Raw genomic sequence first — 12640 nt, 5'->3', positions numbered from 1 at the left:
CCTATCTGCCCCCTTTTTTCTTCTTTCTTCTGGATGCCACACCCATGCCGATCAGACCGCCTGTGGAAAGGATTAGGCACAGGGCCGGAAACCAGAGGTTGGTGTCATCGCCTGTTTTCGGGTTACTTACAGACGGGGTGTCCTCCGGCAGCTTCTCGTTCGTCACTTTCTGGATGACTTCAATCACTGGGGTTTTGTCATCTACATAAGTAAATGTCACTTCATGCTTGGTCTCATCCATCTGATATCCTTCCGGTGCTTTGGTCTCAACCAGATAATAAATGGCTACCTTATCAAATTTGCCATCCTTATAAGTTCCGATTGCAAGCAGTCCGCTGGTTGCATGACCGTTTTCATCAGTGGTCAGGGTTTCTACCACTTTGCCATCGGCATCCCTCAATTCAAATTCCGCACCTTTCAGTGCAGCTCCGGTATCCTTGTCCGTTTTCTCAATGATCAGACGTCCCTTTGCGGTATCATCTTTCATGGCTACCTTCTGGATCTCTGCGGTGTCTGCCACCTCGAAGGTGATCTCTTCCGAAACGACATAACCGTTTGGAGCCTGCTCTTCTTTCAGGGTGTATTTACCGATTGGAAGTTTTTCGATATAATGCGGCTCTTTACCGGAAGTCCAGGTTTCTACGATATTGCCATTTTCATCTGTGATGGTCAGTTTGGCTCCTTCGATCTCATTATCTCCGGTAATATCCGTTTTGCTGATCTCCACTTTGGTCACATCATCTTCCATTACCTGTTTCTGGATCTCTACAGTATTCTCCACGGTGAATGTGATGCTTTCCGCAGTGGCATATCCATCGGCCGGCTTGGTTTCTGTCAGGGTGTACGATTTTCCTACAACCAATTCTTTGATGATGTGCGGCTCCTTGGTGGATGTCCATTCCTCAACAACAGCCCCGTTTTCATCCGTCAGCTGTAATCTGGCTCCCGGCAGTTCCTCGCCTGTGGTCAGATCGGTTTTGGAAAGTTCCACGGTTGTCGGCTCATCTTCAAATACGAACTCATAGGACACTTCTGCTTCTTTGTCTCCCTGGTACTCAAAAACAAATTCCTGTTCTTCTCCGGTGGTAACAAATCCATCCGGTGCATACAGCTCCTTCACATAATAGGTTCCGTCAATCGGCAGGTCTGCAATAAAGGAAATCTTTCCATCTACATCTGTTGTTTTTAACTCGATCAGGGTATCTGCTTCCATCAGCACCTTTCCAGATGCGGACAGGATGTCGTTCCTAGTGTACAATCCAAAGATGCCGCCTTTTAATACACGGTCGGTATCCTTTTCTTTCTTCAGGACGTTCACTTTCACCTTCTGGCGGTTGTTCTGCCAGTCCTCATCGTATACGACAACCGGGGTATCCTGATCGCGGTAGGAAAGATCTACATATCGTGGTTCTTCATCCAGGATATAACCATATGCTGTGCCTACCTCTTTGACATAATATTTTCCAACCGGAAGGTCAGATACTTCTGCAACACCGTTTGCATCGGTAGTTACAGTTGCTACCAGTTCGTCCTTGGAATAATAGTCCGGGCTTACGCCATCAGCTGCTTTGATATCTTCGGCAGCACGGATTTCGAAGGTAACGTCTGTCAGGCTTCCTGTAATGTACTCAAAGAAATGTTCCACAACACCTTTGACGTTATCCAGCAGGGTGATCTTATCGAGAAATTCGCCCTTCTTGTTTACGATCAGCAGTGCTTTCGGTACATGGTCCTGCATTTCCACTTTCTGTATTTCTGCGGTATCCTCGATGGTGAATTTCACATCCGTAGTCTTTAAATAACCAAGCGGTGCAAGGGATTCACGGAGGATATAGGTTTTTCCAACAGTCAGATATTTGATCACATGAGGCTCATCCTTTACGGAAGTCCAGCTGTCGATCACGTTTCCATCCTCATCCAGAACAGAAAGGGATGCTCCGTTCAACTCCACGCCTGTTGTCAGATCGGATTTTGTCACCTCGATGGTCGTCGGCTGGTTCTTCTTAATCGATTTCAGTTTAATGGTCTGGATGTCTTGTCCCTGATAGGTGGCATCAAATTCCAGTACCTCATCAGAGGATACAAAACCGTCCGGTGCAGAAATTTCTTTTACATAATAAGTTCCAAGCGGCAGGTCCAGGGTGAAGTGTGCCTGTCCCTTTTCATCGCTTGTAATCTCCTGTAATAAGGTGTCCGCTTTCACGATTACATTGTCACCGGATTTGATCTCATTCTTATTATAAAGACCAAAGACGGCTCCAGCTACCACGCTTCCGGTTTCTGCATCCTGTTTTTCCACGGTGATGCTTACCTTCTGGCGTTCATTGGTAAATGTCACTTCTTCGTCTACAACCGGGGTATCCTGTCCGGCATAGGTAAAGGTTACCTTTTCTCCTTTGGCATTCCAGGTGTATCCTTCCGGTGCTTTTTTCTCTTCTACACGGTATTTTCCGAGCGGAAGATTCTCGATTACGGCACTTCCGGTTTCATCGGTCGTTACCGTTGCCACCAGTGTGTCCTTGGCATATTCCAGATAACGGTTGCCGTTCTCATCTGTCTGATGGTCTGCGGTATAGATATCCTCGGAGGCGTAAACTTCAAACACGGCTCCTGCAAGGCTGGCTTCCTCATAAGTAAAGTCTTTATCAAAACCTTTGACTACTTCGCCTTCTTTGCGGATGGTCAGTCTGCCCTTAGCTGGGTGGTTCTCAAAATCCACCTCGATGATTAGGTCACCGCTGACCGGATCTTCCTGGTATGCGGTATCACTGTCTACCTTGATTTCCACGGTATTGGTGCTGTGGGTATATCCATCTGGTGCAGTCACTTCTTCGATGCGGTAATTTCCACAAGCCAGATTCTGTGGCAGGATCAGGTATCCGTTTTCATCCGTAAAATAGGATTTATGTACCGTAGTGGATGGATAAGTAGTCACTTGTTCTACATATTTCTTGTTATCCAGATCGTATACTTTAAATTCAGTATTCGGAACCAGAACAGATTTCTTTGTCTCGTCATCTTTTTTGACGATTTTTAATTTTGCTTCAAACTCTTCGTCCAGAAGCACACGCCATACCTGCGGTTTCTCTGGATTGTTCTCTGAAATCACAACTTTGAAATCATCAACTGGTTTGAAGTTGTGCGGTGTGGTGGTTTCTCTTACAATGTAAGTCCCGTATGCAAGCGGAATGGAGCATGCATATCCACGCTCATCCGTGAACATTTCTGTCTGTCCGTCTGCAGTCAGCACGACCGGAGTAGCGGATGTAAAATCATAGGAACCGTCCTTATTTTTCTTCAGGCTGCTCTCCAGATATGCACTGAATCCCACACCTTTTAACAGATCGGCATCGGTCTTTCCGTTGTTGGCGGCTTTGATGACCTGAAACGGCTGTTTGATCACATCTTCCAGAGAAGTTACGGTACGTTCTACCGTCTGAACCAGATCTCCCTCGTCATTACACTCCAGATCATGTTCTCCCGGGTCTGCCAGATATCCGACAGGCGGAGTCAGTTCTTTAACGTAATACTTTCCGAGATAGAGGTCTGCGACTTCTGCATTTCCCTCTGTATCCGTAGTCAGGGTTGCAATCTGTGTTCCTGCCGGGTAAAGAACACCTGTCTGTCCATCTGGATGTACGATATCTTCACGGGCATACAATCCGTAAACAGCACCCTCAAGGGTTGCATCTCCCTGTGCGGTCTTTCCGGTTTCGGAATCCTCTTTTACCAGTTTGATCTTCGCATTGATCCGCTCATTCTGGAACGTATGGTTGAAAGAAACCGTTGCCTCTTTGTCTGTTGTGTACTGGAAGGTAAAGGAGTACACATCCTCGCCGTTTCTCACATATCCAGCTGGTGCACCCAGCTCTTTCATGTAGTAGCTGTTGGCTATCGGCAGGTCTGCCTGATATACGGCTTTTCCGTCTATTCCGGTCACTGCTTTCTCAATGAGAGTATCTTTCTTGACCACAATGGTTCCGTCCGCTGCTTTGATGTCATTTCCGGCATACAGACCATAAGTGCCGCCCGGAAGGTATTTCCTGGTTTCCTTATCCTGCTTGTATACACTTACGCTTGCTTTCTGGCGGTCATTTTTGAATGTCACGCTTCCCATGACCTTTTCTACGTTGCTTCCAGCATAGGAAAGGGTGATCTCCTGGCTTTCGCCTGTGCATACCAGATTTTGTGGTGCCTGCATTTCTTTTACTACATATTTCCCCAGATATAGATTATCCAGTGTGGCACTTCCGTCATCTCCGGTGGTAAGTCCGGCTTTGACTAATGCGCCTTTTTTGTAGACTACTGTTCCGTCTGCGGATACAATGTCCGACGCGGCATAAACGTTATAAACCGCACCTTTCTGTTTCTGCTCGGTATAAACAAAGGAAACACCATCATCAGTTACCTTTGCCCCAGTCAGAACTTCCCCTAATTTATAAACAGTCAGGCTTGCCATCTGTTCAGCATCAGTAACGGTCTGTTTTACAGTGCCGCCGATGACCAGGTTCACATCGTAAGCCTTAGTGTCCAGCAGGTATCCGTTTGGTACGGAGATCTCTTTCAGGTATACGGTATCCTGTGTTTTTGTGATCGTAACGCTGGAAGCTCCGTTGTCATCTGTGGCCGGCATCTTCGTGATCAGGTTCTTTCCGTCCTTGTCACTGTAAACGCCATAGACTGCACCTGCGATGGCTTTGTTGCTCTTGCGGTCCTTTTTTACGATTTCTAGAGTTGCCTGTTTTACCCATGAAACTTTAAAATCCACATATTTCTCATCGGTCACGCCCTCGCCAAATACCAGGGCAAGGTCCTGTGTCTCGCTTCCGGTGGTGATCTTATAAGCGGAGTAGTCTTTGATGATGCTTCCTTTCATGGTGGAAGACCATTCCCCTTTGACATCCACAGCCTGTGTCAGCGGTGCGGATAAATAAAATTTGGTACCGCCGCAGATTTCCACGGATGCACCTACACTGCTGGTCTTTCCGGTTGTCACATTATGCAGTCTGACACCGGACGGCAGTTTCATGGTGATGGTCTGCAGTTCGGATGCCTTGAAGGTGATCTCTTCTGTTCTCTGGCTGTTGCCACTGATATATGCGGTAACATCTGCATTGGAGAAACTCATGTCCACTTCCGGGATCTCCGGCTGGCTCATGCAGTAATTGTAGAGTTCCATTGCCAGAGCCTGTCCGGTTGCATTCGTACCAGAAAAAGCGTCACCGCTGTTATTTGCATAGGATGCTGCCAGATGGACAATGATAAACTGTTTTCCGGCTGAAAAATCAGGATGTTTCTCAGAAAAAAATCCATTTTCACCGGATGCTTTGGTACCGTAGTAGCACACTTTTGCCAGTGCTTTGCTGTCACCCAGTTTGGTGATCTTGTAAACACCATCCCCAGGTCCCGCTTTGGATGGCTGCACACAGTAGGCAGTTGCAGACACATTTCCAAATTTAACGGTATATTTATAGGTTACATAGGAGCCCAAACCGTAGTCTGCATAATAGTATGCAGTCCCTCTTGTCACATTCACGTCCTGGGTTGCTCTTGTACTGGTATTGACTGCGGTGAATGAAACGGTTTCCCCATCTTCCATTGCTATCAGGTCAATATCCTGTTCCCCTGCCTGCTCCAGAACATCGCTGAGTGTCAGCCCGGATTCTGCATCGGTTGTATTTTCCGTTTCGGATTCCTCTAATGCGGCATCAAACTCGGATTCAGAAAGTCCATCCTGAAATTCGGATTCTGTTTCTTCCGGTTCTTCTGTCTCCGCTTCCTCTGTTTCAGATTCAGCTGTCTCCGGCTCAACAATTTCTGTCTCTACAGGCACTGTCTCAGTTTCTTCCTGCGAGGCAGCTTCCTCATCATCAGAACCTGTATCCTCTTCGGTAACTGCCTGTTCTGTCTGCGGTTCACTCTGAGCTGCTGTCACAGGCTCTTTTACGATCAGATTTCTCCCAATCTGATAAACCGGGTGGTTCTGGTTGACTGGCTCCACATAATAAACGGCATGGTAAGTGTCTGCATGGCTGGTGCTGAAGTTCTCCCCGGCGTCATTCTCTGCTTTCTGGAATATCACTTTGACTTTGCTTTCGTCCTTAATTTCCAGATTCGTGCGGTCACTGGAAACATCAAACTCCTGTCCGACTTCCAGCTCCAGATCGTTGGCTTTTACCACTTCCTCTTCATCCAGCAGATCCTTTACGGATTCATAAGCTGGCGGTTCTGCCGTTTTCGGCTCTTCCGAAGCATAAACGGTCAACGGTGAAATGACCGTGGATAAGATGGTGACTGCCGCCATCACCCCTGAAAGGATCCGCCTGAATCGATATTTGCTCTTCATGTTTTCTACCTCTTTCTTATTTTTCTTCATTTCTCATAAGAACAGCCGGATGTTCCCACCCGGCCTGTCTGTTCTCATTATTCTGTTATCTTGCGTCCTCTGTCCGTCCTGGCTTCTGCAGACAGGCATATGTGCTTTTGTCATACCGCCATGCTTTATCGCCGTCGAGGTTAGCAAGCAGATGCTTCCGCACATTTTTGTATTCGTCCCCGATTAGTCCGAGACGGAGCAAAAAGGTACGGAATGTAAATGCCGGGTTATCCCCGATCTCCGTCTTTTTGGCATGGGTACAGGACTGGTTGACCGCCTGTGCGGATATGGCAAGTGCCAGCGTAATGTTTGACCGGACTTTTCCTGCATGGAGGGTGCTTTCAAAACAACGCCATTCCAGTGTTCCCTTGGAAAAAACAGCATGTAGGTTTAAGGCATAATACCTTGTCCAGTTGTAATGCTCGGAGCTTCCGTCATTTCCCTCATACCATGCCCTTTTGAATTTTTCCATCGTGATGGTGCTGTTTGGCATCCGGCGGATCTTCTCCACTACCATAGGACGGACTTTCTGACAATACTCATCTTCCCTTCTCGTCTGTACATTTAAGGCTTTGAACAGAATATCCTCTTTGCAGTACATGATCGTCAGTGCATTTTTCAGACTCCTTGGTGTATGATTGGATGCGTCCACATGGACATGCATGCCACAGGATGAATTGACAAAAGCACCTGCGTTTTTGACACACCGCACCACTTCCTGGAGTTTCCCCATTTCCGAATATTCCAATTTCGGGGATACCATTTCTGTCGAATAATCTCCATCGGCATCTATTACAGTACCATTTGCCAGCCTTTCACAGTCGATACTGCTGTCCCTTGAAAATTTCCACGTTTTTCCATCTGAATCTTTTACACACCAGGAATCGTAAGAACGGATATGATATGGCTCTGTTCCGAACATTCTTCCAATCGCAACAGCCGCATCATAGCGGCTGATACCTGTCATCTCAATCTCTGTACCAAAATACTGGTCTTTTAGGTCGATCTGCTTCACCCACCCTTCGCTTCTGGAACAGGTGAGCCGCTTTGGATCTCTTCATCTACTGCTTTCAAATTTCTGCCTATTGCTTCAATGACATTGACAGTGACACCATTACCGGCCTGCTTGTAAAGCTGGTTATCCGATGTTTCTTTTTCCATCTTGGAAATCTGACCATCCCGGTATCCCTGCAGCCGCAGACACTCCCTTGGCGTCAGCCTGCGGATTCTGCCGTGGTAAATCACTCCATGACGGTCAGTTGCCGTAATGGTGAACATTGGCTCTTCCGGTTCTTTCATCCTTCTTCCATTCTGGCGGACTTTTTCCCTGGCCGGTGTCAGCACTGCCCTTGGCGGTTCTTCCACCAGCACCCCGGAACTTTCGCCCCTGTGGTTATGGATGCTGGAATCCTGTCTGGTATTCAGACATCTTGCAACGTCTGTCACCAGCGGCAGAGGGGAGATATCTACAAAATGCAGTGTTCCCTGCTGGTTTCCGGTCGTCAGGGTATGGGCGATCTCATGCCCGACTCTTCCCCTGCGGCTGTTGATTCCCGGATATCCGAGATCGATGCTGTCCCCCTCGTAGGCCATCTTGTATCCTTTTCGGGTGTTTTCCTTGATTGGGATACCGACTTCGTATAATCCGGTCTTGCCGCCCATACCACCAGCCCCGCTGGTCAGCGTGCAGCTCAGTCCTTCTTCTGCGTAGACTCTTTCTCCCTGTTTGCCAGCATGGACTTGTATAAGAGCTGTTCCATTTGCTTTTGGGAAAGGTAATATTTTTCCGGCACATCTTCCATCAAGATATCCGACAATATACACCCGCTTCCTTGACTGGGGGACTCCGAAATCCTTGCTGTTAAGCACTTTCCATTCGACATGATACCCCAGTTCAGATAGCGTACTGAGGATGGTGTGAAACGTCCGCCCTTTGTCATGCGAAAGCAGACCGGGTACGTTTTCAAGGAGAAAATACGCAGGTCGTTTGTCTGCAACCAGTCTGGCAACTTCAAAGAAAAGGGTTCCTCTTGCATCGGCAAATCCTTCCCTTCGTCCAGCGATTGAGAATGCCTGGCAAGGAAATCCCGCACATAAAAGATCAAAGTCCGGCATTCGTTCTGTTTCAATATTTCTTGCGTCATTGCAGAACCACTCTCCTTCCGTATCAAACAGCACCCGGTAGTTGTGGTCTGCATATGCATCTGCTTCACAGTGTCCGACACAGGTGAAGCCCCCTGCCCTGTGCAGCCCTTCTCGGAATCCTCCGATTCCACTGAACAGGTCAAAAAATCGAATTGTTCCGGCTATCAGCCTCCCTTCGCTGTGAAAAAAACAGTGCAGATTTCTCTGCACCGTTTCCGTCTCTTGGTTTCTGTTTTGTGATGTCTATTCTTCTGATTCCGCTTCCTCTGGCTCAGATTCTTCTGCTTCTTCGGTTTCCAGTTCTGTTGGCTCTGCTTCCGCTGGCTCTTCGTTTTCTGGCTCTGTCGGCTCTTCATCTGCTTCAGCTTCGTCCGGTTCTGTCATTTCTCCGTCTGTTTCAGCTTCCAGTGCTTCTGTCTCAGGCTCTTCTGCTTCAGGTTCTGCTGACTCTTCATCCGGTTCTGATTTCGCAGTCTCAGGATCTTCCATTTCTGTTTCTTCGGCTTCCTCTGACTCTGCTTTCCATTTGGCTTCTTCTTTTTCGATTGCATCTTCGATAAGCCCGATTAAGAAGTCTTTCTGTTTCATGCCATTCCTGGCGAGGACTGCTTTCAGTCTGGAAAATAAATCCTCGGTTACCTGTACTGCTACTGTTCTTAAATCTGCCATGTTCGTCTTTTCTCCTTTTCTTGTCATGTGTTCTTCGATTACCATTTCAAGGTATTTTGGTATGCTGATTCCTAACTCTTCGACTTCCAGTTTTAGCTTTTCATGCAGCTCTACCGGAATTTTTCCGCATATGTTTTTCATCTCCATTGTGTTCGTTCTCCTTTCTTTTTTCTACATACAACATACCCTAAAACATGACAGAAAGCTATTCACAATACCCAACGAATATGAGGCTCTCAAAAGCTCCCAAAGGATGCAGATCCAATAACATTCAATAGGCATCACCCCTTTCAAAAATCCGTGATTTATACTAATTTGACTGCTTGAAATTTGGCTATTTTATCACCAGGAAAGACTTGACTTTTTCAGAATGCATCCTCAAGCCCGGAGAGAAAATCCAGCATCTGGGACGGGATTTCTTCCTTTTTTGAAACCCTCTCCCCGGAGCCAGAAATGGAAACACCTGCCAGTTCTTCCCGGATTGCCTGCCGGATGCTTTTCTCCAGCTGGTTGTTTTCCTGATCTTTTAAAATCACCTGAACCAGATAGCTGCTCTTCTGTCCATCTGGAACACTTTGCAGGATCTCCCATGCCTTTTTGTGATCTGGGTTATCAAGGTTCAGGCGGAACGAGAAAACGGGTCTCTTTACTTCGCGCACATCTGCCCCACAATCCGCTCATAGCCGGAAGCATTGGCGTGTATGTCTGTCAGGTAAATCTGCCGACACAGCCTGTCCTGCGGTGTCACGTGCCGTTTCAGAATGCTGGCTCCGCCGCCCATGATCACGGACGGAATTGCCTTCAGATCGAACCCGGCTTCCATAATTGCAGACAGTATTTTCTCCGTGTAGAGTCTTCCCTGCCGGACAATGATTTCTTTTGCGGCCGGGTCCATGCTGCAGCTCTGGCCGTTCAGAACACGTTCGATCTGAATATCCGTTACAGACAGTCCGGTATTTCTGCGTACCTGCTCGGTGATCTCATCCACACACCGGATCACACCAAGTTCCAGGCTGCGGCAGGTAGCGGCATTTGGAACACTGTTGTCCAGCCGCATCAGGTCTACGGTCCAGCCACCGATATCTGCGAGAAGAACAGAAGGCTCATCCCGAACACATTCCGGGTGAAGAGCCAGGGCAGAGTATCCCTGTGGGAACAGTTTTACATCCTGAATCCGGATCTCATAGCTCTCATCCTCGTACCGGAAACGCAGAGGCTGCTCTTTCCGAAACAGATATTCCCGGAAACCTTTTTTCTCCCTGCCAAAACTTGCCAGTGGGAGGCCGGCTGCCAGAACCACATCTGTTTTCCTCTCTCCCCGGCGATAGCGGATTTCCTGAGCAATAGCTGCCATTGTCAAAAGATAATAATTGTCATTGGAAGTCTTGCTTCTCACCAGCGTCTGCCGCCCGGTTCCACACACATAAAATTTCCCATTGTACTGCAGGACATTCTGCATGGTGTACGGCTCGTAATCATACCCGGTCAATCCTGTCGGGAAGCACACATGGGGAGTTTTGATGGCATAATATCCATGGTCAATTCCTATAATGATAAGTCACCACATCCTTTCTGGTTTTCTTTGTTCTTTTCCAGCAGGTGGTCTTTCGGTCTGGAAAAAGAGAAAAAGGGCAGAACCCCGAAGAGCCCTGCCCGTAATAAAAAATACAGTTATGTATATTTACAAACAAATATGCATAACTGTATGCTATCACTTTTAATTAATTTATAACTTGGATTCTCTATTTCTGTTCTTGTAGCACATAAATACTGCTTTAAAATGTTCCTACTAGCTGCCTATGTTACTATTCTTTATTTCACCAATTCATGAATAGCTTTTACCATTGTAAGTCCATAATCAACAAGGAATTTTTTTTGTTCTTCGGAGTATGTCTTTCTTTCCTCTATTGCTTCATCTGTGCAATGTCTAAAGCACTGCATTTTCTTTCTATAATTCTTTACTATCGTATCGTCAATGAAGCCACAACATACATCTTCATATTCTGGTGTGATAAATTTTCCATCTTGTTTCAACAGGTTTTCAATAAGGTTTGCAATCTCAGCAATTTTTTCATCTATATGCATACTATTGAAAGATGCCTGTCTAGTAGAAATTTCAATAAATTTCTGATTTATAGAATCGTTCACTTCAATATTACAAGACTTTTGCTCAAATGTCAGATCTGCTACAAAGGTTCTTCTAGTCGCATAACGAACAGTTCCATTATCATCTCCACCTAGAGCAATAATTCGATTTCTAATATCTCTATATGTAAAGTCTGTTGGATCAACAGGGGGTCTTGCTAGTATTCTAGGAAACTCTTTTATCTCATAACCGAGCATATGTAGATAATATGTTATTAGATAAAACCAACATTTATTTTCACCTGAAAAATCAACATCTGGCTGACACAGTTCTTTAAATTTCGTTATTGCTTCTTCAACATCATAAATCTCAAATTGATAATTCTGAGTTTCTTCTTCACCATAAAAAATATTATATGTATAATTTACCTTTTTAACAGATTCCAGAAAACGATAATGGTATTCGGATTCCTTTATATTTTGAAAATAAAATTCTTTTAAATCCATGAACATACTCCATTCAAAAATCAAGCCACAACATCGACAATTCAGCATCTCTTCTCATTTTCACAAATTCTTCTGCAAATGTTTTTGCTGTTTCTCTATTATGATCTACATCCCAATGTTCCTTATTATAGTTTGCAGCGTTTGTCCAATTGAAAGTACCGTGCATTGCAACTTCTAAATCGATCACACAAAACTTCCTATGCATTATATTTTTGTACCGCTCTGACATCACATCCACCCGATAAACCTCAAAGTGATCTTCCAAAGTGAACGAAGGTTTCTCCTTATTAACACGATTATTATCAATAATAATTTTTACATCTAACCCTTCATTTCTTTTTTTCAATAATTCATCAAATATTTTTTTATTGGTGAACCATGCCATTGCTATCCAAATTGAGAACTTTGCTTCTCGAATTTCATCAATTATCCGATTTTGTATATCATCAAAAAGTATCTCTTGGCTTACTTCTTCTGGTGCAATATTAAGTATTCCGGGTTTTAATACCAATCCGCTATACTCATTATAATCGTTTGGTTCATAAACCTGTTTGCACAAATCATCAACAAAATCTTCATGTTCTTTCAAGACAATTAATTTATCTGGAACAACGCTAATAATAATATACTCTTGACGATGATCAGGCAAATGATATGTAAAAGCCCATTCCTTTTGAAATGAAACAGAAGCAACTTTAAGCGCCTCCACCACCTCATCTTTATGCTCATAATCACTCATCTTTGCTGTTGCTATCAATAAATCCTTATACTGCTGTTCTGTCATAACATCCCCCTATAGCTTTATATATATCGCAATGCTATGAGCAATTTCTTTATCACTACTCATTATTGTGTCAT

General features: G+C 45.4%; 8 protein-coding genes. All 8 read right to left on the bottom strand.

The features are described from left to right. Position 1 precedes the first annotated feature (1 nt). The 8 genes from LQE94_RS07535 to LQE94_RS07500 all read right to left on the bottom strand — a co-directional run bounded on the left by LQE94_RS07535 (position 2) and on the right by LQE94_RS07500 (position 12566). Positions 2-6346: an LPXTG cell wall anchor domain-containing protein gene (locus LQE94_RS07535; RefSeq protein ID WP_240577343.1), complete on the bottom strand. Its 6345-nt coding sequence runs from the start codon at positions 6344-6346 to the stop codon at positions 2-4. A gap of 85 nt (positions 6347-6431) precedes the next feature. Next, positions 6432-7382: an amidoligase family protein gene (locus tag LQE94_RS07530; protein WP_081019500.1), complete on the bottom strand. Its 951-nt coding sequence runs from the start codon at positions 7380-7382 to the stop codon at positions 6432-6434. A 5-nt stretch (positions 7383-7387) separates the two neighbouring features. Continuing rightward, entirely contained in the window at positions 7388-8689 is a 1302-nt protein-coding gene (dcm, locus tag LQE94_RS07525; RefSeq protein WP_255786097.1) for a DNA (cytosine-5-)-methyltransferase, read from the bottom strand. 75 nt (positions 8690-8764) lie between these two features. Further along, entirely contained in the window at positions 8765-9337 is a 573-nt protein-coding gene (locus LQE94_RS07520; RefSeq protein WP_055155765.1) for a hypothetical protein, read from the bottom strand. A 218-nt stretch (positions 9338-9555) separates the two neighbouring features. Next, the gene (locus LQE94_RS07515) at positions 9556-9849 is read right to left on the bottom strand and encodes a hypothetical protein (RefSeq protein WP_055155764.1); all 294 of its coding nucleotides are present in this window, start codon (positions 9847-9849) and stop codon (positions 9556-9558) included. Then, positions 9837-10745 carry a ParM/StbA family protein gene (locus LQE94_RS07510; RefSeq protein WP_158293346.1) on the bottom strand — a complete coding sequence of 303 codons (909 nt, stop codon included), beginning with the start codon at positions 10743-10745 and terminating at the stop codon, positions 9837-9839. Before LQE94_RS07510 ends, LQE94_RS07515 begins: the two co-directional genes overlap by 13 nt. Positions 10746-11002: 257 nt before the next feature. Beyond that, positions 11003-11782: a hypothetical protein gene (locus LQE94_RS07505; RefSeq protein ID WP_117802441.1), complete on the bottom strand. Its 780-nt coding sequence runs from the start codon at positions 11780-11782 to the stop codon at positions 11003-11005. A 13-nt stretch (positions 11783-11795) separates the two neighbouring features. Beyond that, positions 11796-12566 (bottom strand): phospholipase D-like domain-containing protein, encoded by a 771-nt coding sequence (locus LQE94_RS07500; RefSeq protein ID WP_015513364.1) that lies wholly within the window; start codon positions 12564-12566, stop codon positions 11796-11798. Between the last annotated feature and the right edge of the window lie 74 nt (positions 12567-12640).

The organism is Mediterraneibacter sp. NSJ-151, assembly GCF_022487435.1.
Classification (GTDB): Bacteria; Bacillota; Clostridia; order Lachnospirales; family Lachnospiraceae; genus Schaedlerella; species Schaedlerella hominis.
The sequence above is the reverse complement of the archived record's forward strand: the minus strand, read 5'-3'. Positions and strand labels throughout refer to the sequence as shown.

Excerpts from the sequence above, each read along its gene's own strand:
- LQE94_RS07520 (WP_055155765.1), bottom strand. The coding sequence starts at position 9,337 with ATGGAGATGAAAAACATATGCGGAAAAATTCCGGTAGAGCTGCATGAA.
- LQE94_RS07505 (WP_117802441.1), bottom strand. The coding sequence starts at position 11,782 with ATGGATTTAAAAGAATTTTATTTTCAAAATATAAAGGAATCCGAATAC.
- LQE94_RS07500 (WP_015513364.1), bottom strand. The coding sequence starts at position 12,566 with ATGACAGAACAGCAGTATAAGGATTTATTGATAGCAACAGCAAAGATG.
- LQE94_RS07535 (WP_240577343.1), bottom strand. The coding sequence starts at position 6,346 with ATGAAGAGCAAATATCGATTCAGGCGGATCCTTTCAGGGGTGATGGCG.